Genomic DNA, 23,122 nt, shown 5'->3' with positions numbered 1-23,122 from the left:
GATGAGATCCCTTTTTTAATCAAAAAGCGTGCTTACAGATAACTTTTCATGTACCCTAATAATCGCCTCACCAAGTAGCGGTGCGACAGACAGGCTTGTAATTTTACTGATTTGTTTTTCTTTTGGAAGAGGAATGGTATTGGTAACCACTAATTCTTCAATACTTGATGCACTAATCCTTTCGATAGCAGGCCCAGATAATACTGGATGTGTACAACAAGCATAAACCTTTTTTGCCCCATTCTCAATTAATGCATTCGCAGCAAGTGTGATGGTTCCGGCCGTATCAATAATATCATCGATTAAAATGGCTGTCCTACCTTCAATGTTACCAACAATATTCATAACTTCTGCCACGTTAGGCTTAGGACGGTGTTTATCGATGATGGCAATGGGAGACTTTAAGCGATCAGCCATCTTTCTAGCACGAGTGACGCCACCGTGATCTGGTGAAACCACGACAATATCCTCAAGTTGCTTGGTTTTAAAGTAATCGGCAAGAATAGGAACACCGAGGAGCTGATCAACAGGGATGTCAAAGAATCCTTGAATTTGCGGTGCATGTAAATCTATAGCAATGACGCGGGTTGCTCCTGCCGTTTCTAATAAATTAGCAACGAGCTTGGCTGTAATCGGTTCTCTTGAACGGGCTTTACGATCCTGGCGCGCATAGCCGTAATAAGGTAAAACAATATTAATGGTGCGAGCCGATGCCCTTTTTAGAGCGTCAATCATGATGAGCAGCTCCATCAGATGTTTATTGACAGGATACGATGTTGATTGAATAACATAAACATCACAGCCACGAATACTCTCTTCGATATTAATTTGAATCTCGCCGTCACTAAAATTAGTGACTGAACTTTTTCCAAGATTAATTCCAATATGTTTGGCGATCTCTTCCGCAAGTGCTGGATTTGAATTCAGTGAAAAAACCTTTAAATTAGGGTCAAGATAACTAGGCATGCCGGTCCCTCCATTATTTTTTCTTATGATTTAGGTTATCTGCATAGTTTTGTTTCGTGGTTTGCCGATTTCGAGCAATGGCAAGCGCATTGGCTTCGACGTCATCTGTAATAGTTGAGCCAGCGGCAACAAAAGCATCTTTTCCGATGGTTACTGGAGCGATCAAATTGGCATTACAGCCAATAAATGCCCCATCCTCTATTTTCGTTAAATACTTATGAGTCCCATCGTAATTTACCGTGATAGAGCCACAACCCAAATTCACATCTTGACCAACTTCAGCATCGCCAATATAACTTAAGTGTGAGGCTTTACTTCCCTCACCAAAAACGGATTTTTTTATTTCAACAAAGTTTCCGACTTTGACGCGATCGCCTATCGTAGAAGCAGGTCTAATATGAGCAAAGGGACCAATATTCACTTCTTGACCAACTTCACTATCATTGACGACCGATTGCTGTACCTTTGTATTATTTCCAATTTTACTATCCCTTATTTCTGTATTTGGACCGATTTGACACGCTTCGCCAATGGTTGTCGTTCCAGAAAGGGTACATCCAGGATAGATCACAGTATCCATTCCTATCATAACATCCGCAGAGATATAAGTATGTTCGGGATCAATGAGGGTAACCCCTTCTCGCATATGATGGGCATTGATTCTTCTTCTCATAAGCTTCTCAGCCTCAGACAAAGCAATGCGGTCATTAACACCTAACGTTTCTTCAAAAGCGTCCGATTGAAACGCGGCAATCGTGTTCCCTTCCGCTTGCAATATTCCTAGGACATCTGGAAGATAATACTCCCCTTGAGCATTATCATTGGTCACTTTTTTCAAGGCCCTGAATAGCTTTTGGTTATCAAAACAATAGATACCGGAGTTAATCTCGGCAACTGCCTTTTCTTCAGGTGTCGCATCCTTTTCTTCAACAATGCGTTCTAGATGCCCCTTTGAAGAACGGATAACGCGCCCATACCCTTTGGGATTATCCGTATATGCAGTGAGTACCGTTGCAGCTGATTGTGCACGTTCATGATGTTCCAGTAAACCTGCAATCGTTTCCTTCGTAATTAAAGGTGTATCCCCACACAAAACAACGGTGGTTCCTTCTAAACTTTCTAAAACACCTGCTGCTTGTGAAACGGCATGCCCAGTTCCTAATTGCTCTTCTTGTAATGCATACTCACTTGTATCACCAAGCTGTGCTTTTACCTTCTCTGCACCATGACCAACAATTGTAATCCGTTTTTCGAAATCTAAAGCACACAACTGATCCATAATGTGTTGAATCATTGGTTTCCCACAAACCTGATGAAGCACTTTGTATAATTTTGATTTCATTCTTGTTCCTTGACCAGCAGCAAGAATCACCGCATATCTGTTTGTCATAGGTAACCTCCGTTATCCTTATCATCAATAAAAACTATAGCTCAATCGCTGAGGATTTTCAAGAAATCTTATGGAGTATCAAACCTACTAATTATAGCACATTTTAATAAGGACAATGCGGATAAATTCTTTAGAAAGCGGTAACAAAAAAGAAGACCCAATCCTCTGATCGGGTCCTTCAAGTCATTACGATGCGCCCGCTTCTTCATAAGCGGTCTCCGTTTCACCAACACGGTGGTATTCATCCAATACCGCACTTTGGATTTTCTCGCGCGTGCTAGAAGTGATCGGGTGGGCAATATCACGGAACTCACCATCGGGTGTCCTCTTACTTGGCATAGCAACGAACATTCCATTGTTACCATCAATGACACGAATGTCATGAATGACAAATTCATGGTCAATGGTTATAGAGGCAATGGCACGCATCCGACCATCCGTGTTCACTCGACGCAGTCTCACATCTGTCACTTCCATTATTCAGCACCACCTTTTTGTTTAGAAGATAAGAGACTATTATATCTTCTTCGACAAAAGGAGAAAAATCCCTTCAAGATTATTAAAAAAATCAAAAAAATTTGTTAATCTTATTTAATAAGTGCGATGACTTCAATCTCCACACGTGCATTTTTAGGCAATTTGGCGACTTCTACACACGAACGCGCTGGTAAGTGCTCTTTGAAATAAGTTCCGTAAATCTCATTAACCACTGGAAAGTCTTCCATATCTTGAATAAACACGGTCGTTTTCACAACGGTTGAAAGGGATGCTCCAGCACTTTCTAAAACAGCCTGCAAATTGGCAAACACCTGATGAACCTGAGCCTCGATCCCACCTTCTACAAGCTGTCCCTCTTTTGTCAACGGAATCTGACCAGAGCTATAAAACATATTATTTACAATCATTCCTTGAGAGTATGGTCCAATCGCTTCTGGTGCTTCTTGAGTAAATGTTGATTTCATTCGTGATGCGCCTCCTTAAAATAATTAAAATAATTGCCAATCCCTACAGCTATCTCTCCACTATCATCAATCTCATTCAGCTTTAGTAACGAGAGATAATCATTCACTAATTTGGGGCTTACTTCTTTTGTCTCAACCAGGACTGCACAACCGACAAGCTCGGCATCAAATTCATTAATTAGATTTTCCATGCCCTTCATCGTTCCACCGGCCTTCATAAAATCATCGATAACCAGTACTTTGGCCCCTGATTGTAATCCTCGTCTTGGAAGGACCATGGATTGAATGCGTTTAGATGATCCGGACACATAATTGATACTTACTGTTGAACCCTCAGTGACTTTGCTACTTCTACGGACAATAATCACTGGCACATTCAGCTGAGAGGCTGTTGCATAGGCTAACGGAATGCCTTTGGTCTCCATCGTCATAATCACATCAATGGATTGATGGAAGAAAGCTGAAGCGATCAAGCGTCCAATCTCATTAACGGTCAGTGGGTCCCCCAGAATATCCGTCATGTATAGGTACCCGCCTGGAAGCAAGCGATCTTTACTTGAAAGCTTCGTTATAAGTGTGGATAAAAACTGTTCAGCGGTTTCCCTTTTTATAAAAGGTAAAAACTTGACTCCACCTGAAGCACCCGGTACCGTCATAAGCATACCAATTCCTTGTGTTTCAAAGCTCTCTTTTATTATTACTAAATCCTCGCTTATTGAGGACTTGGCCGATCCATAACGTTCTGAAAAAAAAGTTAGGGAAACGAGTTCATGAGGGTGGGTCAACAAGTAATGTGTCATGTCAACCAACCGGCTGCTTCTTTTTAATTTCATACCCTTCCTCCATACCATCAATAGTATATGATAACATCTTATCGAATCGCTTCCCGCTATTCAAGACTAATGGGTGATCCTAACAAACGGACTCCAAATACATTTGGACAAAAGCCCTTCAAACTATTATAAATCCGATTTAATCTTGATTCATGTCGGATCAATCCAAATACCGTTGGACCGCTGCCGCTCATCAACACACCATCTGCACCCATTCTTACCATTAAAGACTTGATTTGCGCCACATCATGACGCTTTTTAACAGTTACAGATTCTAAAACGTTCCCTAAATGGTTACAAATACGATCAAAATCTTGGGTCATAATAGCTTGAATCATGCCATCAACATTAGGGTGGGTGACATTGTCTAGCCGCAAATCTCGATACGTTTCCGCTGTGGATACCGATACATTTGGCTTAGCGAGTATCACCCAACACGGAGGTGGCGCTGGGAGCCTCTCAATTTTTTCACCTCGTCCAGTCGCTATGGCTGTCCCTCCTTGAATGCAAAAAGGAACATCTGAACCAATTTTTTCACCTATGGCCATGAGCTCTCTAGTTGACAGCCTCAGGTTCCACAAGCGATTAAGACCGCGAATAGTGGCTGCTGCATCACTTGAGCCTCCAGCAAGACCAGCAGCTACGGGGATTTCCTTTATGATTTTAATACTGACACCTGAATCTATCCCAAATTGCTTCTTCATAACCTCTGCTGCTTGATAGGCGAGATTTCTCTGATCCTCTGGAATATAGGAGGACGTCGAATGGACAATGATATGATCTTCTTGTAGATGCTCTAATTCAATCCGATCGGCAAGATCTACAGTGGTCATGACCATACGCACTTCATGATAGCCGTCTGGTCGTTTATTTAATACATCTAATGCCAAATTAATTTTTGCGGGTGCTTTTTCAATTATTTTCACCATATTTTCCCTCGTTTCCGAATAGAGGCCTATCGACGTTTTATGTATAGTTTAAAACGAAAAAAACCGGAGTACAAGACTCCGGTTACTCAACCTTACTTTTCTTGGTTATTCATCATTTGATTTTGTGCCATCTCGATCGCTCTTTTGACCATGTTTCCGGCATCTCGGGCTCTGATTCCGCCCCAACCCTCTTGTTGGACGGTATCATAAAATCCCAACTCTTTAGCGATCTCTTCCTTCAATTGATCAGACATAATGCCTCTACGTCGTCCCATGATGAACCCCCTTGTATTCGCTTGAGCCTTCTTATTTTTTACGATCCAAAGAGGTTTTATAATCGTTGATTATAGGAAATGAACGCATGATATGGAAAAAACATAAACAAAAAAGCAGTCAGACATAAATGTCTACTGCCCACTTGCTGCTGCTTCTTCAGCAAAAGTTATTTGAACTGTTTCTGTTAATACATCTGTGTAGCTATAAGAGACGCGCTCGTAGGCATTGGTCTCTTGGTCGAGTTTGACAATAAACACGGACGGATACGTTTCTTCTAAAACACCGATGCGTTGAATCGTTTTTCTCCGACCACCGTTAGCCTTCAGCGTCAAACGTTTCCCGATTCTTTCATCTAGAGCATCCTTGATGTCCTTGATTGTATTTCCCATTGCGCAACCCACCTCGCTTAGTCAAATTATAACACGATTCGAGTACATTTGTCAAACTTACAAAAAGATTTTATTATAGCAGTCGAGAAAGACTATTGTCAACTTTTTTTGTTTGACAGGCAGAAATTCATTTCTAAGCAGGCATCAAAATTAACTCCCTTACAGAGGGTAGCGATGAATGCTTTTGATGAATAATTATATATAGCATGCGACAAATCATAGGTAAATATGTAAACTTTTTAAGGTTTGTTATAGGGCATGCCTGTTCTTAAGATCCCTTTTGTTTCAACGCCTCCTATCCCTTCAGAACCAGCCAGTGTATTTCTCAAGACATCCCATACGTTCACCCGATCCATAAAGGAGGTAAAACAGATCTTGGAAACCAAATAGACTGGATCCAGAGCATGGATGTTAATCCGAGTAGGGGAACTGGCAAAATTAGCGCCGGCACGAATCAAAAGCTCAAAATGAGATTGGCAAGCACCAGCAAAAATAACCAATTGATCAAGATGGGGGATAAGGTAGCGCACTTCTTTAACCGTACGCACAAAATGACCCGAATGGCGATAAGCCTTCAGCTCATCTTCTGAGCCCTTATTTTTCATATAAGCATCGTGCCCGGTTAATACTAAAATATCTGGACGGACATGGCGAACAAGATTAGGCACTACCTCTGGCATCTCATCTTCTTTTACATATTTGCCCAATACAGGAACCCCTAATTTTTCATAAACTCGTAAGCATTTTTTTAAATAATAAGGATCCCCATCAATGTGCAGGACACGGCCTGGCATTTCGAAATAAGCCATCTGTTGCCGATAACCATTGGTCGATGTATATTCTCTTTTCTCCTTTAATACTTGGTAATCCTGACGAAACAGTCGGGTAGAATGGTCCTCCAACCGTTTCTGTTCCTTTTCGTTGTCTTCACGCTCCGTGTTAGAGACCTCTACGAGATCAGATAGGGGGGCATCCGCATATAAACGTAAATCCTCACCCGATAGTTCGGCAATCCCTTTATCTTCATTAATCGTCTCCACCCTGAAAAACACATCGCAACCATATGATTTTCTTGTGACTAGATCTCCCTCTCTGATTGTCATAGCTTCGCTCCTTCAAAAAATCAGGCAATAAACAAGCAAATGACCTCGTTTCAGTATATGCATCAAAGTAAAAAAATGAACCTCTCTTTATGAAATCCGCAAGAGCTTAACCGCTTCTTTTAACCCAGTATATAGCTATAAAGGCCTTCTGAAGGCTTCATTTTATAATTCCGATAAAACTCGCCACATTTCATAATGAATAAGGACAGATGCCTTGCAGAAAAATAAAAAGGCACAAGCCCGATCCCGTATCGTGCTCATGCCTAACAAGCTGCCTGCGACATTATATATGTGTAAAATGTTAACCTTTAGAATGGTTTAAGATTATAACGATTGTAGGGCTTCGCTCAATTTAGCATATTCTTCAATAGAGAGCGTTTCTCCTCGTCTCTGTGGATCAATGGCAATACTATCTAATAAAGCGACGATCGTTTCTTTTTTATCTTTACCAAAGGTATGAAGCAGATTATTTATCAATGTTTTCCGTCTTTGCGCAAATGCCGCCTTCACCACTTTGAAGAAAAAGGCCTCATTATGAACATGCACTTTTTTTTCACTTCGTATATCTAGCCGAATCACAGCAGAATCTACATTAGGCTGGGGTATAAACACGGTTTTCGGTACGGTCATGACAATCTCAGCCACTGAGGTATATTGCACAGCAATCGACAATGATCCATAACTCTTTTGACCAGGGTCTGCACTAAGGCGCTCGGCAACCTCTTTCTGTATCATCACAACAATCGTGTTAATGTATGAAGCGTGGGATAGAAAACGCATTAATATTGGGGTGGTCACATAATAAGGAAGATTCGCAACCACAGCGACACGCTCACCGTCTTTGACGTATGTTTTAATAAGCGCATCAATATCTGTCTCTAGAATATCCTGAAATAAAATCTCAACGTTCGGGACATCTCCAAACCGCTCCTTTAATGCAGGTTCTAAGCGGCGATCGATCTCGATAGCTACGACCTGCTTTGCTTCTTGGGCTAACTTATAGGTCAACGCGCCTAAGCCTGGTCCTACTTCAAAGACAATGGTATCCTCATCCACTTCAGCAGCGTTTACAATATTGTTTAAAATATTATCATCAATTAAAAAGTTTTGTCCGAGACTTTTTTTGGCTTTCAAATCATATTTTTTTAATAAGCGTTGCGTCTGTTTTGACGTGGATGGATTAGTCATCTTGTTCCTCCTGAATAACGTCACTGAATGCTTGTTCAAAGGTTTCAGGACTGATCTGAAACATTAATAAGCGTTTATATAATTGTTTTCCATTGGTATAACCAATATTCAGTTTTTCACAAAGGGCTTCTCTTCTCGCCCTGGCATGCGGCCCACCTATCAAGCCTTTATCCAGTAATTCAGCGCGTGAGATTTGCTCGGTTTGTTCCTCTGCTACTGTATAAACCTGTTCAAGCGCCTCTAAGATCGCTTCAGGGGTAGCATGTTCTATGCCTAAGCTGCGGTGCTTCCCACCAAATGCATCCTTTTTCTTTAAAAAGGCATGACGACACTCAGGCACATATTGGCTCACCTTTTTTCGAATTTGTTCACCGGGCACATCCGGATCAGTGAACACAATGACACCACGAACAGCTTGGGCATGGCGGATGGCTTCGAGTGTACGCCGATTCACCGCTGACCCATTGGTTTCAATTGTATCCGCATCTACTGCACGATTGATTGCCAGTGTGTCACTTTTTCCTTCAACCACTATGACTTCTTTAATTTTCATCATGATCCCCTTAACTACTTAATCTCTTCTAGTATAAAGAACATTGAACAAAAAAGAAAACTTGCCTAATTGGCAAGCCTTAATAAAGATGCAAAGGCATCTTATATTTTTAAATTTTTTTCCGTTTTTTTGAAACATTTTTGTAACATAAAACGTCTATATAAGTGAAAAGAAAAAGGAAGTGCAAAGACCTCCCCCTGCACTTCAATTTAGAATTTTTACTTTAACTGTCCTTAGTCCCCAGCCATGTGCTTGGGACTGGGATGGGAAAAAGACATCAATTTTATTTCCATGGATTCCGCCACCAGTATCACCAGCGATGGCATAACCATAGCCTTCAACCCAAACCTTTGAACCTAAAGGAATAACATTCGGGTCCACTGCAATCACTTTGGTACCCGGGTGACTCTTCAAGTTAATGCCTAAGGATGTAATACCTCTACAGCCCTTGCAATTTGCTGTAAAAGCGGTGCTTTTAACATATAGTACTTTCCCACCCTCACCTGATGTGCCTCTGTAAGCTTGTTCGCTAGGCGTAGGTGATTGAACAACCTTGGTTCCGACAGCGATAATTTTTTTCTTTGGCTCTTTTGTCACCGTCGATTGAATAAGATCCTTTTGTTCATGTGTCCCTTGTTGATCTGTCATGGTTGTTACTTTATACGTTTTCGCCATGGCGCCTTCCTGACCCGACTGAAGGACTCTTGTTTGTCCCTTTTCAAGACTGCTGTCATCTTGTTGGACAACATCATAATCGATCGGTTCAGTAATCGTTTTTTGAGAGACTCTATGAATGTAAATCTTGTCGTTGTTCTTTAACACTTGATTACTATCTTTAGGCACTAGCTTGTCATTCAATTGGAGTTTGTCATCTTTATTGAGTTGAATGTGTTGCTGTTTAACAAATTGATCAAGTGTTGTCTCAGCTTTTGTATTCACATCTTGCTTAGCTTGATTATACACCGTCACCTTTATACCATTCTTGATGGTGACATTCATGCTGCCATCAATTTTGGTGTCTGCATTGGGTGTGATCGTATCATATTGACCGATCGTAATTCCCTTGTCATCAAGCATTTCAGCAAGTGTAGCTGCTGTTGTCCAGATGGCTTGTTTACTTCCAGCTTCTGAAACAACAACCTTATGCGCTGGCTTCCATTTTACTGTCATCTTATCCTCAAGCGCTGTTTCTAGGCTTGGTTGCACAGCATCATGCTGCTTATCAAGATGAATGTTTTGTTCCTGTAATAATTCTTGAACTGTATTTGCACGTGTTGTGATAACACTTTCTTTACCGTCTTTGATGAATGTTAAAGTCTTTTGCCCAGATGCATAAGCTGTATATGCAAAGAAAGTTGCTATGCTGAGGATCACAACAGTGAGGAGCGTTGTCACGATCTTCATTCTGTGCGCCTGCAGCATCCTTTTGGTTGCATTGGGTAACATTAAACCCCTCCCCTAAATCTAGCAATCTATATCTAGTATTTCCTAAATAAGCATAAAATATAATATTTTTTAAAAAATCTATATTAATAGAATAATAGCTGATCAATTGCTTATCAGCCTTATCTATTTAAGCGAAAAAGCGTCTTTGCATTATTTGAGGTAATCTCGGCAATCTCTTCAAAGGATTTATCCCTAAGCACTGCGATTTGCTCCGCCACCAGCTGCACACGTGCAGGTTCATTGCGTTTCCCTCTAAAAGGATGTGGACTTAAATAAGGACAATCGGTCTCAATCAATAGCCTGTCCAACGGCACTTGACTGGCGACCTCTTTCGCTAAATGACCATTTTTAAAAGTAACAGGTCCACCAAAGGAAATGTAAAAATTCATATCTAGGCAACGTTTGGCATGCTCCCAATCGCTGCTATAGCAATGCATAATGCCACCAACGGCACTGGCACGCTCTTCTTCAAGAATGGCAACAATATCTTCGGTAGCTTCACGATTATGTATAATAATCGGCATGTCCATTTCCTTTGCAAGATGAATTTGTTTCCTGAAGACCTCTTTTTGTATTTCCGCTGGAGACTTGTCCCAGTGATAATCGAGACCCATTTCACCGACAGCAACGACTTTAGGATCCTTGAGCAGAGCTCTGATCCAATCAAGATCCTCATCGGTCATATCGATGGCGTCAACAGGATGCCAGCCAACGGCTGCATACATATCCTCATGCTCTTTCACAATTGCCATTGCTGCTTCAATCGTTGGACGATCAAAACCAACCACGACCATATTGGATACGCCTGCCTCATGGGCACGAGTGATGACTTCATCCCGATCCTCATTAAATTCTTCTGCATTAATATGGGTATGTGTGTCAAATAGCATAGTATCCCTCTACTTTTCAAAAGTCCTTTGATAGTGTAACACGGATTAATATTAAACATACAACAGAGCCATTTCAACATTGTTAAAAGTATGTTACATGAGGGACCTTTCGACAAAAACGCCTATTTTATTCCAGTGATAGCCATCATTTTTAAGGCTGACAGACAAAATCTTCATGTTTTATATTAGAAATATATAGATCCTTTTCCATATATAAGATTAAACATTTCCTTTAATTGTATAATATGCTGATGAATGCGCCTGTTTCCTAGTCTATGGTTACCACAGTCTATCTTTTGTAACATTTGTAACAAAACCTGCGAAAAGGGACATAGATAGAGCTTATCAAAGGATTTAATGTCATTGATACATAAGCCCGCTCTTTTAAAAAGGACATAAAGAGAACCGGACAAAGCATGCCCGGTTCTTGTCCTTAGTATAGAGCATCATCAGATATGGAAGGTGCTTCATTGCATGACCAAGTGGATTAGAGCGTAAGGCGTGAGATCCGGAACACTCTAAAATCGTGTGTTCCTCGGACGCCGCTGACTCATGATGCGGAGACTAAAGTCCAGCGGGAAATGGGAGATCGGTAAGACCTTAGCAATGTGCAGCGCGAGGAGGCTTACCACTCCCCCGTGGCAGAAAGCAAGCGGCCTGAAGCGGAAATCCGCACCGTCCTCATGACCAGAAATTTTATACTCTCTTTTCTTTTTAAAAAACTTGGCTTGCACCACTTCGCTGGGACTCTTGATGTGATTTTTTGCACATCACACACTTAGGGTGCCCGCAAGCCTCAGGTGGCGAAAGTCAAAGTTACACTTATACTCTCTTCCTTTATGAGCGTCAGCGAAGTTATACATTCTGATAGTACAAAAAAGATAGGGCCTATACTAATGCCCTATCTTTTAAAGACTACTTTTTATTTAACTTTTGCCCCATTTGGCAGGGATTGATCAACCTCTGCTAGCTTTAAAATCCCTTGCTCTTGCCCTGCCAAGATCATTCCTTTTGATATTTCACCGCGTAACTTAACCGGCTTTAGGTTGGCAACTACAATAACTTTTTGACCTTCTAATTCTTCAGGCGTGTAATATTGAGCGATCCCTGAAACAACTTGTCTCTGTTCATAGCCCAAGTCGAGCTGTAATTTCAAGAGCTTATCCGCTTTTTTAACTTTCTCCGCCTTGATAACCTGAGCCACACGTAAGTCTATTTTGGCAAAGTCATCTATTGTAATCTCAGCACTCTTTTCTTCAGCACTATCTTTATTAGATTCTTTCTTTACCTCATCGATTGCAGGTGCCGTGCTTCGCATTTGGCTAAGAATGTATTGCACTTCTTCCTCTTTATCTAAACGCGGGAAGATGGGCTCCCCTTTTGTCACCGTCCATTGCCCCTTGCTCACACCTATTCTCTTCATGCTCTCCCAAGTTGTTTCATCATTAATTCCTAATTGTGTAAAAATCCTTTGAGGTGTTGAAGTTAAAAAGGGTTGTAACAGAATAGTGATCGTTCGCAAGGATTCAACAAGGTGGACCATTACTGATGCGAGTTCATCACGCTTGGCTTCCTCTTTTGCCAACAGCCAAGGTGCTGTCTCATCAATATACTTATTTGTCCGACTGACGAGTTGTCCAATAGCTGTCAACGCTACAGAAAACTGTAGGTTTTCCATTTCATTTTCAACCTTGGTTATGGTTTGTAAAATCATCTCTTCTAGAGATTGATCATAGGCCGTTACTTGCCCTGCATAAGCTGGAACCTTGCTGTCAAAATACTTTCCAATCATAGCAACTGTGCGGTTTAACAGGTTGCCTAAATCATTCGCCAAGTCAAAGTTCAGTCTGTCAATAAAGGCTTCAGGCGTAAATACACCATCGAACCCAAACGGAACCTCTCTTAACAGATAATATCTTAAGGCATCTAAACCATAACGATCAATAATCGGTTCTGGATCAACAACATTACCTTTGGATTTCGACATTTTACCATCTTTCATCAGCAACCAACCGTGAGCAAACACTTTTTTCGGTAGTGGCAAATCCAATGCCATCAAAATGATCGGCCAATATATTGTGTGGAAGCGTACGATTTCTTTACCAACAAGGTGAACATCCGCTGGCCAAAACTTTTTAAATCGTTCATCATGATCAGTGCCATAGCCTAAAGCAGTGATATAGTTCGATAAAGCATCAATCCACACGTAGACGACATGCTTCGGATTACTCGGAACCTTTATCCCCCATTCAAAGGCCGTCCGTGAAACAGCCAAATCCTCTAAGCCCGGCTTGATAAAGTTATTAATCATTTCATTTTTTCTAGATTCAGGTTGAATAAATTCCGGATTCTCTTCATAAAAAGCGAGTAAGCGATCCGCATACTTGCTCATCTTAAAAAAGTAAGACTCTTCTTTGACAAGTTCAACAGGGTGCCCACTGTCAGGACTTTTCCCCCCAATGACCTCCCCTTTTTCATTTTTCTCTACATCTACCAATTGAGTCTCTGTATAATAGGTTTCATCGGGAATACTGTACCAGCCCTCATATTTGCCCAAATAAATATCGCCCTGATCAACTAATCTTTGAAAGATCTTTTCAACCGAACGTTTATGGCGATCTTCTGTTGTACGAATGAAATCGTCATAGCTGATATCTAACTTATCCCATAGTGTTTGAATATCCTTAACCATGCCGTCAACATATACTTGAGGCGATATTCCTTTTTCTTCAGCCTTCCTTTGAATCTTTTGACCGTGCTCGTCTGTGCCCGTTAAGTACATGACCTCGTATCCACGCAACCGCTTATAACGCGCCATTGCATCTCCTGCAACAGTCGTATAAGCATGACCAATATGTAAACGACCGCTAGGATAATAAATGGGTGTGGTGATATAAAACGTCTTTGTCTCCGACATTATAAATCCTCCTAAATAGCTTCTTCAAAATCCTTAGCCCTGAGCCAAGTTTTTCGATATGGAAATCATTACAAATACACTATGTAAATTCTCTCATTCTTATTATAACGTGTTCTAAAAAGGTTATCATGGTCATACATATTCATTTTATAGAGAAATACAAAAAAATTAAAGCCTTCTATGGAATAAAGTTGTTTCCAATTCAGAGGTGAATATACCCCCTTCTTCTTACCGAATACCGTAATAGTGAGGAAAAATAACAAAATTGTCAAATCTATTAAAAATGTCACAAAACCGTTGACATGTTTGGGAAACGCTGGTACCATTATTTAGAAATATAAAAAAAACTTGTCGATCATATAACTAAGGAGGAGAACCCGAAAAATGAAGTCAACTGGTATTGTGAGAAAAGTAGACGAGCTCGGTCGTGTAGTTATTCCTATTGAACTACGCCGTACACTCGGCATCAATGAGAAGGATGCCCTTGAAATCTATGTGGACGACGAACGTATCATTCTAAAAAAATATAAGCCTAGCATGACATGCCAAGTTACTGGCGAAATTTCCGATGACAACCTTTCAATTGCTGGCGGAAAATTAGTATTAAGCAAAGAAGGCGCTGAAATGGTGCTGAATGAAATCAAGGACTATCTAGCAAAATAATAGATTGACTATACACCCCCTTAACACCACAAGGGGGTATTTTTATACTTTAGTAAAGCATAACATCTGTTACCACACTAAATGGTTTAAGAATTAACAGCTGAGATCAGGCTTCTGACTCATGGTAGATATTATAAACCTCTCTTTTGGGGCGTTCTCGATCCATCGCGGTTTGTTTGATTGCTTGCTTTTTATCCATCTCTTTAATCTTTATGTAATGATTGACATGCTCAATAATGCTAAGAGAAGCCCACCAAACATTCTCAGTGTCCTCTTGGCCTATCCCACCCTCAACAACCAAACAGCACTCACCCTTTATCTCATTTGCAGCAGTCCATAGTAAAAGCTCATCCAGCGACCCCCTGACAAAGGTTTCATATCTTTTTGTTAGTTCTCTTGCTAGAGTGACCTGTCGGTTGCCAAATACATCCTTTAATGCCTCCACTGTTTGCTTTAAACGATGTGGTGCTTCATAAAAAATCAGCGTATATGGGAAAGCGCGCAGCCCTTCAAGCGCCTCCGTTCTTTCCTTTTTTTGTCTTGGTAAGAAGCCATAAAACAGAAAATGATCGGTATCTAGTCCAGAGGCAATTAAAGCGGGCAGAACAGCATTAGCACCTGGCAAAGGAATCACCTTTATCTCCTGTTCAATACAAGCAGCCACCAAGTCCGCACCCGGATCTGAGATTCCAGGCGTCCCTGCATCCGTTACCAATCCGATTGATTTTCCTTCTAGCATTGCTTTAATGAGCTTTTCACCACTGGCTTTTTTATTATGCTCGTGATAGCTGAATAAAGGCTTCTGAATGTCAAAATGGCGACATAGCTTCATCGTATGACGCGTATCCTCTGCAGCAATCACATCCACCTCTTTTAAAATAGCGATGGATCGGAAGCTCATGTCTTCTAAATTCCCAATCGGTGTAGGAATGAGAAAGAGTTGTCCCTGCTTAGCGCCTTGAAAGCTCACTTGTTCTTTCATTGCCTTCTCCTCCTTCAACTAAGGATCGCTTCTGTTCTTTTGATAACTGTTTAATCGCATATTCTCGTTTCATGGCTTCTTCCTTCGTTGAGTAGGCTTCTGAGTATATGAGTGCAACCGGCCCTCTACCGCGCGTATACTTTGCCCCTTTTCCACTTTGATGTGCAGCAAGGCGCTTTTCTAAATGATTTGTGTACCCCGTATAATAGCTGCCATCCGAGCATTCTAGAATATAGACAAAATGATGATCAGTCTCTGTGGCTGGCAAGGGTTAACAGCTCCTTTGTATAACATCCCTCTTCATCATAAATATAAAGGGGTGGTAAAACCTTTATACCCGGCCTGCCATCTTTAGTCGCCTCGATGAGCATGATGTTGGCCTCTTTCCCTCTTTTAGGATAAACGAAGAGAAGCCGCTTTGGGAATAAGCGATATTGGGGCATTAATGCTAGGATTTCTCCTAACCGTTCTGGGCGATGAACAAAAGCCACCTTCCCTTTTTGCCTAACCAATTGGCTGGAGACCTGAATGGCTTCCTCCAGCGTCAAATGAATTTCATGGCGGGCAATAGCTAAGGAGGGGTTAGGATTTCGCTTGACCGTCTGCTGGTTAGAGAAATAAGGCGGGTTACAAGTTACCACATCACACTGATGGATGCTATCGAATGCGGGCAACGCCTTAATATCGCTACAAATAATGTTGACCTGTTCATCTAATTGATTGAGCGTCACGCTTCTTTTAGCCATATCCGCCAGGCGTTCTTGTAGCTCTACCCCTGTGATCTGTGCTTTTGTTCTTAGCGCCATCATTAATGCGACTGCACCGTTTCCAGTACATAAATCAATAATGCTCCCCTTTCTAAGAGGAAGTGAAACAAATTTAGCCAGCAAAACAGCATCAATTGAAAATGAAAAAACATCCTTGCTCTGAATGATTTTATACTCACTGTCAAATAAATAATCAATGCGTTCATTCTTCTCACTAATGATCACTTTCAAACCCCTACCCATATAACATGATTGAGACATTGCCGTGCCCGCGGAAGGCGAGCAACCTGCAGTGGAAATCTACACTATCCACTCCATTAGCACCCAAAACCTTATACTTTCCTACTAAACTTGGCTTTTCGCCAAACTTTAATGGAGACAGTCGAAGCCCTAACTTATAAGGTCCTCCGTAAAGTTATAAATTCTGGTGTTATAAATAAAAGACCTCTCCATATGGAAAGGCCTATTTTTTATTCAAAAAGGATAGGCAAAAAAGACAGTCGCCTTCTTTGCGGATGCTTCCATAATGTATATTACAAATATGAAACCCTTCTTGGTAAAGGCGCGCTAGGTTATCATATCCTTCGCCTATGTCTGGCTTGGTCAGATGCTCGTCAGGCTCAGCTACATCTTCTTTCCCTGTTTCCTGCGTCGTCTCTTTCCATTGTCGCAAATTATGATTTTCCATATTAAGACGCTGATTTTCTTCAAGAACTGCTGCAAGCTGGGCCTTGAGATCACCAAGATCACTATATAATTTTCCTATTTGTTCCTCAAGTCGAATTACTTGTGAAAAAATATCCTTTTTCTCCAAGTCATCCACCTCTTATTTAGTGGCTTACGAAGAAATCGCACCCTCTTCAATGAGCTCATCTAAAGTATATTCTAAAACACGTGCCTCCTCTTCAAGCTCCACTTGTACTAATCTTGAGAGGATATTAATGCCGACAACCTTCGCTTTACCATTATGGAGCTCGATGCGTTCCCCAATATCGGGAAGCTCTTGCTTTGCTGCCTCATAGTGATCGTTTTCGTATTTCAAGCAACACATGAGACGGCCACAAACGCCGGAAATCTTTGCTGGATTTAGTGATAAATTTTGATCCTTAGCCATTTTAATAGAAACAGGCTCAAAATCACCTAAGAAGGTAGAGCAGCAAAGCAATCGGCCGCACGGACCAATCCCACCTAAAAGCTTGGCCTCATCTCTTACTCCGATTTGTCTCAGCTCAATCCTTGTTCTAAAGATAGCCGCGAGATCCTTCACAAGTTCTCGGAAGTCCACCCGTCCATCGGCTGTGAAATAAAAAATAATTTTATTTCTATCAAACGTGTATTCGACATCAACAAGCTTCATTTCCAATTCATGCTCTTGGATCTTCTCTGTGCATATCATCAAAGCTTCTTGTGCATCCTTTTTATTTTGGTTAACTTGTATGCTATCCTCTTCTGTCGCTGCTCTTAAAACCTTTTTTAAAGGGAGGACAACATCATTATCGTCAACCGAACGCCTGCCGATGGCTACCTTACCATATTCTACACCTCGTGTGGTTTCCACAATGACGAAGCTATTTTCTTGAAGATCCCATTCACCAGGATCAAAATAATATATTTTACCCGCCTTTTTAAAGCGGACACCTACTACCTCATACATAACTTCCTGCCCCCTCTTGCAATCTAAGTGCAAGCTGTTCAATAACACTTATCGGTTGGCTATTCGAGTCCAAGCGCCTTTTCGCATCTAATATAATGGACAAGGCGCCGGCTACATGATCCACAGAAAGGATTAAGGCCTGTTTTTTCAGCGTTTCTATCTGATCACTAAATATCACAGCGTCTCCTCTATCCATATGAATATTCAGTACATCTCTCATCCATATTACCATGAGATCAAGACCCGTCTGCGCCTTAGCACTATCATTTAAAACCAATGATACCTGCTCATATAAAGTTATTATAGCATGATTTGACTGATTATATAGGTCTTCCATAAAGTGTATCACGCTGGAACGTGCATTAGCAAACCATTCATCTCCACATAATGCTCTCGCTTCATTGATGTCACCTGTCAGGGCCGTCACTGTCCGCGCAAGGGCCTTAGCAAATCCTTCTTCAATTAACTGACTTTCGATAGCTTCAGGGGATAAAGGTGCAAATTGAATAAGCTGACATCTCGATATAATGGTATCCAACAGCTTGTGACGATTCTCAGCACATAAAATAGCAATGGTTTGGCTTTGGGGCTCTTCAATAAATTTCAAGAGACTATTTGCTGCAGAAGCTGTTAATTCATCAGCCTGCTCTATAATAAAGAATTTTTTATTCGATTCAACGCCACGATATGTAAACTCCTTAATCAGCGTTGCTACTTGTTCCTTTTTTATTGAGCGTCCGTCTGGTTTGACAACCATCAAATCTGGATGATTACCTGATAAAATTCTTTTACATTCAGAGCATTGACCACAAGGATCAATGCCCTGTTTATTTTGGCAGAAATAACTGCAGGCAAACAGCTGAGCCACATCTTTTTTTCCCGTACCACGGTCTCCTATAAAAAGATAGGCATGAACGAGTCGGTCGCTTTTCAATCCATTTGTTAATATTTTTGCTACCTTTTTTTGTTTGGCTTCAACATCTTGCCATTTCATGGCACTCACGCTTTCCATTACAGATATAAGTTGATCAAAAGCCCTTTGATTTCTCCAATAGTCTCAAGAATAAGCAAAGAATCGGCACCGTTTTTGAGGACTTCCTCCGTCAGCTCCATGACATGCTGATCAATAGTACGTATGATTGTTTGAACCTGGCCTCTTGCATATTGCCAATTATGACTTTGACTTAAGCCAAGTCCATGAGAAACAGCTTTTTCTACAAACTGCTGAACCAAACGTTTATAGGCTTGAAGATCTTTGATCGTTTTAAATCTTGACAAGCGCTTGCCTTGCTCATCAATCGTCGCTAACAGCCCCTCAAACAAAGCAGCTATTTCAGCGGTCTCTGTTTGATTTCTGACAAAGCTCTTAAAAGTGCCTGCTCCTTGCTCTAATGGTTTCATTTGCGGCTGGCGATCTCGTATCGCAGGCCATTCCTTATCGACATTAATTTTCACATGATTACCCCATTAAAATTGGTTAAATTGATCGATAGATAGGACAAAGACTGTCGCGCCGCCAACTTCCACCTCTACTGGATGGGGGACATAAGAATCAGCATTTCCACCCATTGGGGAAATTGGTGCAATCATTTGATCCCGACTTTCACAGTTTTCCTTAATAACATCTAATAATTTATTCACACGATGATCCTCTGTTCCAATAATAAAAGTGGTGTTACCAGATCGTAAAAATCCACCGGTACTTGCCAATTTTGTCGCTTTAAAATTGGATTCAACAAGCGCTGTAGACAAACGATTACTGTCCTTATCTTGTACGACCGCCATGATTAATTTCACCTATACCACCTCATTTTATTTTTTGTAATACATTTTGGAAATCCTCCACAATATCCTGAAATACTTCCTCAATATTACGGCTTCCATCAATTAAACAGATACGCTGTTTATTTTCTTCATAAATGCGATGAAATCCTTCACGTACTCTCTGGTGATACGTTAGATGTTTTTGCTCAATTCGGTCAAGCTCATAGCTTACATTAGGATCTTGGCGTTTCATCATTCTTTGTCTACCCTCAGTTGGTGGTAAATCAATCAGATAGGTACGATCAGGCTCTACTCCACTTACAGCAAACTGGTTGATAGCCATGACCTCTTCTACAGATAGTTCAAGCCCGTAGCCTTGATATGCAATGGATGCATCGACAAAACGATCACATAGCACAATATTCCCACCTTTAAGTGCTGGAACAATCGTTTCTTGAACATGCTGTGCCCGCGATGCCGCATAAAGCAAAACCTCCGCTTTTTGAGTCATCACATCATTTGCCGGGTCTAACAGAATTGAGCGGATAGCGTTCCCAATCTCTGTACCACCAGGCTCTCTCGTCATAATAAAGGGAATGTGTTGTTCCTTTAAAAACTCTGCTAATTTCTTAAGTTGTGTTGATTTTCCTGCACCATCTGGTCCTTCAAATGTTATAAATAAACCTTTCACAGTGTATCCCCTTTATCTTTAGTTACTCATTATAAACCTTCATCGTTAATCTTGTTTTTGACACATCCATGCCTTGAAAACTTGCCCCAGCATTGCGCCAATTGATAATAGACTTGATCTGATCTTCTGTGATGCGCTCGCCTGCAATAGTAATAGGGATCCCCGGTGGATAAGGAATGACCATTTGTGCAGCAATACATCCCGCAGCTTTACTTAAAGGAACCTCTTTTAGAGGCAGGCCTTCCAATACATCATACGATACGTCTAGAGGCCGATCGGTTTGAGCACCCTCATCCAAGGCCCAACGACTCCCTGTCCCAGCACTATCTTCACTTTGCTCGACCCGCCATTTTTCTTGTCCATTTTCTAAGTGATGAAGAATAGCCGCATAATCACTTTCATCATCTAATCCTAAGGTAAAAAGAACATGCTGAGGATCAGCCATTTCTGGATATATACCCATTGTATGCAAATGCTCTTTTAATTGGAAACCTGTTTGATTTCCTGACGATTTGATCACAACTTTTAATAAATCATAGGTATAGCGTTCATCCTGCTTGGCCAATTCGATTGTACTCAACCGCCCTAATCCCTTTTTAAATTGATAAATTGTCTCTAGGATGCTTGTCACTTTTTCTTCATGGATTGATGCCAAATAAGCACGGGCCAAATCCAATGAAGCCATAATAGGATAGGAGGGACTTGAGCTTTGCAGCATCCCTAAAACATCCTCAATTTTTTCAATAGATACTCGGGTTGAATTGACATGAAGGTAAGAGCCCATTGTCATAGCTGGCAGCGTTTTGTGTGCGGAATGCACCACGATATCCGCTCCCATCGCCAGAGTGCTTTTTGGAAAAGGGGACCCGAGTAGAAAATGAGAACCATGCGCTTCATCTACAAGAACCTTTATGCCTTTTCTCCTCGCGTAAGTGATCGCTTCCTCAATATCCGCGGTAACACCATAGTAATTAGGATAGGTTAAAATCAAGGCTTTTGTACCAGGATACTTATCAATGGCTTTCATCAAGGCTTCTGAGCTGGGTGAGACAGCCATTCCTGTCTCATAATCAATATCTGGAGAAATAAAAATAGGTGAAACCCTTGCCAATCTTAATGCATTAAAGATGGATTTATGACTGTTACGCTGCACGATAACCTGGTCTCCAGGTCGACAAACTGCTTTAACCATCACCAAATTGCCAACCGTTGAGCCATTAACTAAGAAATAGCTTTGCTTGGTGCCATAGAGATCAGATAACAGCCGTAGCGCATCAGCAATCGGACCCGTTGGATGATAAAGGTCATCTAAACCCGCTATTTCTGTTGCGTCAATTTTAAGTAATTCTTGAAATGGCTGACGACCCGTCTTCCAAAAAATCTCTCCATCTTTATGACCAGGGACATGAAAGGAATAATACTGTTCCTTTTGGTATTTACATAAGGCATCGAATAATGGCGTTTGCTTTTGATCCATTCTATAATCCTTAAAATATGATTTTCTATTATTGTATCATATGACTGAAATTTCATCATTGAACCTTTGAAAAAAGATCCTTCTATTTCAGTTAAATCATAGCAATTTTAAACGATCATCACTGCCCTCTACTCGCCCTCTCTTGCTAAGCATGTTCAATTCAAATGGCAGTTGCGCTGCATTAATATGCAAAAAAATAAGGCAAATGCTCAATTAACATTTGCCAGCAATCTTAGGTTCTTTAATTTTGACACTTAATTTCCCTAATTTTTCAATGAAAAATTTATATCTATCATCATTCACATCGGTTTCTATTAATTCGTTTTGACAGTTTTCACATATTAATTGATTGCATATATGTATACCCACAGTAGTTGTCTTTTCACAAATAATACAGGTTTCTTTATTCTTCAAGTTCACTACATTTCCCATATAAATCGCCTCCCTTAATTCTAAGCCTTACCCTTAATCTTTGATTTTATTCAAATAAAGAGAATTTTTTTATCTTATACTAATTACTTGAATGACACCATCTGAAATCAGTATATGCATCGCACTTTAAATGTGTTAATTACTGAACGCTCATATATAAAATCAAAGTTTTTAAAACCCCTCACTTATAGGTCAGGGAAGGGGTGAGCTCTTTATTCGATTCATTATAGAAATTGTGGTGTTAAATTCGAATACCATTGTGTGGATTGCCGCCACAGATGAACGCTTTCCGTAGGCACAACCTCTGACGTGCAGGATGCGTTAGCTTCGTTCGTTCATTTTACTGGCTCTATACTAAATGTGGTGATACCCCTTATAAGGGTGCGACCTTTCAGCGGTGAAAAATAAGCAAAAAAATACACCCATATTCTCTTATCCGATAACCTTTAATTTGCGGAAAAAAGGAGATAGGAGAGAAGAATATAGATGTTCAAACATTTAATCACACAATTTCTAGGAATTAAAGAAGGATATGTGGAAGTCGACCCTGTTGAGGAAACAGAACAGGGCTTCTTAATTGAACTGAGCACACGAGCAAGAAGATTGACTTGCCCAGGGTGTGTAAGTCCAAAACAAAAATGCTACACAATTATCGCGTTCAACCCATTAAGGGGTGGTCATTGAGGAGAAACCTGTGCTCTTGTCCCTTCGAAAACGGTGCTATAAGAAAAAAACACAGCCAAATTGACTGTGTTTTTTAGTGCCCGGCAGCGTCCTACTCTCACAGGGGGAAGCCCCCAATTACCATCGGCGCAGAAGAGCTTAACGGCCGTGTTCGGGATGGGAACGG

27 protein-coding genes and 1 rRNA gene are annotated in these 23,122 nt (G+C 40.9%); 2 read left to right on the top strand and 26 right to left on the bottom strand.

All coding sequences use genetic code 11. From position 1 onward, the window contains the following. Nucleotides 1–15: 15 nt before the first annotated feature. From IEW82_RS17750 to metG, 14 genes are all read right to left on the bottom strand, one after another. Nucleotides 16–966: a ribose-phosphate diphosphokinase gene (locus IEW82_RS17750; protein ID WP_188697970.1), complete on the bottom strand. Its 951-nt coding sequence runs from the start codon at nucleotides 964–966 to the stop codon at nucleotides 16–18. A gap of 13 nt (nucleotides 967–979) precedes the next feature. Then, a complete protein-coding gene (glmU, locus tag IEW82_RS17745) occupies nucleotides 980–2,356 on the bottom strand; it encodes a bifunctional UDP-N-acetylglucosamine diphosphorylase/glucosamine-1-phosphate N-acetyltransferase GlmU (RefSeq protein ID WP_188697967.1) in 1,377 nt (458 codons plus the stop codon). A 186-nt stretch (nucleotides 2,357–2,542) separates the two neighbouring features. After that, nucleotides 2,543–2,833, bottom strand: coding sequence for a septation regulator SpoVG (gene spoVG / locus IEW82_RS17740; protein ID WP_188697951.1), 291 nt, complete (start codon nucleotides 2,831–2,833; stop codon nucleotides 2,543–2,545). Nucleotides 2,834–2,943: 110 nt separating this feature from the next. After that, a complete protein-coding gene (locus IEW82_RS17735; protein WP_188697940.1) occupies nucleotides 2,944–3,318 on the bottom strand; it encodes a RidA family protein in 375 nt (124 codons plus the stop codon). Continuing rightward, entirely contained in the window at nucleotides 3,315–4,151 is an 837-nt protein-coding gene (gene purR / locus IEW82_RS17730; RefSeq protein WP_188697935.1) for a pur operon repressor, read from the bottom strand. The genes IEW82_RS17735 and purR overlap by 4 nt, the downstream gene beginning before the upstream one ends. A 56-nt stretch (nucleotides 4,152–4,207) precedes the next feature. Next, nucleotides 4,208–5,077 carry a 4-(cytidine 5'-diphospho)-2-C-methyl-D-erythritol kinase gene (gene ispE / locus IEW82_RS17725; RefSeq protein WP_188698088.1) on the bottom strand — a complete coding sequence of 290 codons (870 nt, stop codon included), beginning with the start codon at nucleotides 5,075–5,077 and terminating at the stop codon, nucleotides 4,208–4,210. Between the two features lie 95 nt (nucleotides 5,078–5,172). Then, nucleotides 5,173–5,355: a small, acid-soluble spore protein, alpha/beta type gene (locus tag IEW82_RS17720; RefSeq protein WP_188697933.1), complete on the bottom strand. Its 183-nt coding sequence runs from the start codon at nucleotides 5,353–5,355 to the stop codon at nucleotides 5,173–5,175. Nucleotides 5,356–5,487: 132 nt separating this feature from the next. After that, entirely contained in the window at nucleotides 5,488–5,745 is a 258-nt protein-coding gene (veg, locus tag IEW82_RS17715; RefSeq protein WP_188697931.1) for a biofilm formation stimulator Veg, read from the bottom strand. Nucleotides 5,746–5,984: 239 nt separating this feature from the next. Further along, nucleotides 5,985–6,848 (bottom strand): sporulation peptidase YabG, encoded by an 864-nt coding sequence (yabG, locus tag IEW82_RS17710; RefSeq protein ID WP_188697928.1) that lies wholly within the window; start codon nucleotides 6,846–6,848, stop codon nucleotides 5,985–5,987. Between the two features lie 324 nt (nucleotides 6,849–7,172). Beyond that, nucleotides 7,173–8,036 (bottom strand): 16S rRNA (adenine(1518)-N(6)/adenine(1519)-N(6))-dimethyltransferase RsmA, encoded by an 864-nt coding sequence (rsmA, locus tag IEW82_RS17705; RefSeq protein ID WP_188697925.1) that lies wholly within the window; start codon nucleotides 8,034–8,036, stop codon nucleotides 7,173–7,175. Continuing rightward, nucleotides 8,029–8,589: a ribonuclease M5 gene (rnmV, locus tag IEW82_RS17700; RefSeq protein ID WP_188698085.1), complete on the bottom strand. Its 561-nt coding sequence runs from the start codon at nucleotides 8,587–8,589 to the stop codon at nucleotides 8,029–8,031. The genes rsmA and rnmV overlap by 8 nt, the downstream gene beginning before the upstream one ends. Before the next feature lie 204 nt (nucleotides 8,590–8,793). Continuing rightward, nucleotides 8,794–10,035 carry a resuscitation-promoting factor gene (locus IEW82_RS17695; protein WP_188697920.1) on the bottom strand — a complete coding sequence of 414 codons (1,242 nt, stop codon included), beginning with the start codon at nucleotides 10,033–10,035 and terminating at the stop codon, nucleotides 8,794–8,796. Nucleotides 10,036–10,154: 119 nt separating this feature from the next. Then, nucleotides 10,155–10,925: a TatD family hydrolase gene (locus tag IEW82_RS17690; RefSeq protein WP_188697902.1), complete on the bottom strand. Its 771-nt coding sequence runs from the start codon at nucleotides 10,923–10,925 to the stop codon at nucleotides 10,155–10,157. A gap of 922 nt (nucleotides 10,926–11,847) precedes the next feature. Then, nucleotides 11,848–13,845, bottom strand: a complete 1,998-nt coding sequence (gene metG / locus IEW82_RS17685; RefSeq protein WP_188698082.1) for a methionine--tRNA ligase — start codon at nucleotides 13,843–13,845, stop codon at nucleotides 11,848–11,850. Nucleotides 13,846–14,226: 381 nt separating this feature from the next. Between metG and abrB the strand changes: the two genes are divergently transcribed. Next, a complete protein-coding gene (abrB, locus tag IEW82_RS17680; RefSeq protein WP_188697899.1) occupies nucleotides 14,227–14,505 on the top strand; it encodes a transition state genes transcriptional regulator AbrB in 279 nt (92 codons plus the stop codon). Nucleotides 14,506–14,611: 106 nt separating this feature from the next. Here the strand turns inward: abrB and rsmI are convergent, their stop codons facing one another. From rsmI to IEW82_RS17625, 11 genes are all read right to left on the bottom strand, one after another. Next, the gene (gene rsmI, locus IEW82_RS17675) at nucleotides 14,612–15,487 is read right to left on the bottom strand and encodes a 16S rRNA (cytidine(1402)-2'-O)-methyltransferase (protein WP_188697885.1); all 876 of its coding nucleotides are present in this window, start codon (nucleotides 15,485–15,487) and stop codon (nucleotides 14,612–14,614) included. Beyond that, nucleotides 15,456–15,755 (bottom strand): GIY-YIG nuclease family protein, encoded by a 300-nt coding sequence (locus tag IEW82_RS17670; protein WP_188697882.1) that lies wholly within the window; start codon nucleotides 15,753–15,755, stop codon nucleotides 15,456–15,458. The genes rsmI and IEW82_RS17670 overlap by 32 nt, the downstream gene beginning before the upstream one ends. Next, the gene (locus IEW82_RS17665; RefSeq protein ID WP_308422174.1) at nucleotides 15,736–16,479 is read right to left on the bottom strand and encodes a tRNA1(Val) (adenine(37)-N6)-methyltransferase; all 744 of its coding nucleotides are present in this window, start codon (nucleotides 16,477–16,479) and stop codon (nucleotides 15,736–15,738) included. The genes IEW82_RS17670 and IEW82_RS17665 overlap by 20 nt, the downstream gene beginning before the upstream one ends. A gap of 238 nt (nucleotides 16,480–16,717) precedes the next feature. Then, nucleotides 16,718–17,068: a DNA replication initiation control protein YabA gene (yabA, locus tag IEW82_RS17660; protein WP_188697876.1), complete on the bottom strand. Its 351-nt coding sequence runs from the start codon at nucleotides 17,066–17,068 to the stop codon at nucleotides 16,718–16,720. Nucleotides 17,069–17,092: 24 nt separating this feature from the next. After that, entirely contained in the window at nucleotides 17,093–17,908 is an 816-nt protein-coding gene (locus IEW82_RS17655) for a PSP1 domain-containing protein (RefSeq protein WP_188697873.1), read from the bottom strand. Further along, the gene (holB, locus tag IEW82_RS17650) at nucleotides 17,901–18,902 is read right to left on the bottom strand and encodes a DNA polymerase III subunit delta' (protein ID WP_188697870.1); all 1,002 of its coding nucleotides are present in this window, start codon (nucleotides 18,900–18,902) and stop codon (nucleotides 17,901–17,903) included. The genes IEW82_RS17655 and holB overlap by 8 nt, the downstream gene beginning before the upstream one ends. A 17-nt stretch (nucleotides 18,903–18,919) precedes the next feature. After that, nucleotides 18,920–19,363, bottom strand: coding sequence for a YaaR family protein (locus IEW82_RS17645; RefSeq protein ID WP_188697867.1), 444 nt, complete (start codon nucleotides 19,361–19,363; stop codon nucleotides 18,920–18,922). Nucleotides 19,364–19,375: 12 nt separating this feature from the next. Continuing rightward, nucleotides 19,376–19,705, bottom strand: a complete 330-nt coding sequence (gene darA, locus IEW82_RS17640; RefSeq protein WP_188697864.1) for a cyclic di-AMP receptor DarA — start codon at nucleotides 19,703–19,705, stop codon at nucleotides 19,376–19,378. A 10-nt stretch (nucleotides 19,706–19,715) separates the two neighbouring features. Continuing rightward, entirely contained in the window at nucleotides 19,716–20,363 is a 648-nt protein-coding gene (gene tmk, locus IEW82_RS17635; RefSeq protein WP_188697861.1) for a dTMP kinase, read from the bottom strand. Between the two features lie 22 nt (nucleotides 20,364–20,385). Further along, entirely contained in the window at nucleotides 20,386–21,840 is a 1,455-nt protein-coding gene (locus IEW82_RS17630; RefSeq protein ID WP_188697858.1) for an aminotransferase class I/II-fold pyridoxal phosphate-dependent enzyme, read from the bottom strand. A gap of 213 nt (nucleotides 21,841–22,053) precedes the next feature. Continuing rightward, nucleotides 22,054–22,272 (bottom strand): sigma factor G inhibitor Gin, encoded by a 219-nt coding sequence (locus tag IEW82_RS17625; protein ID WP_188697856.1) that lies wholly within the window; start codon nucleotides 22,270–22,272, stop codon nucleotides 22,054–22,056. A gap of 486 nt (nucleotides 22,273–22,758) precedes the next feature. Between IEW82_RS17625 and IEW82_RS17620 the strand changes: the two genes are divergently transcribed. Further along, nucleotides 22,759–22,956: a hypothetical protein gene (locus IEW82_RS17620; RefSeq protein WP_188697852.1), complete on the top strand. Its 198-nt coding sequence runs from the start codon at nucleotides 22,759–22,761 to the stop codon at nucleotides 22,954–22,956. 78 nt (nucleotides 22,957–23,034) lie between these two features. On the opposite strand, the gene rrf is transcribed toward IEW82_RS17620, so the two are convergent. Further along, nucleotides 23,035–23,122 (bottom strand): 5S ribosomal RNA (gene rrf / locus IEW82_RS17615); the annotation flags it as partial.

It is taken from the genome of Pullulanibacillus camelliae, from assembly GCF_014642655.1.
Taxonomy (GTDB): Bacteria; Bacillota; Bacilli; order Bacillales; family Sporolactobacillaceae; genus Pullulanibacillus; species Pullulanibacillus camelliae.
This window is presented reverse-complemented; position numbering and strand designations above follow the sequence as displayed.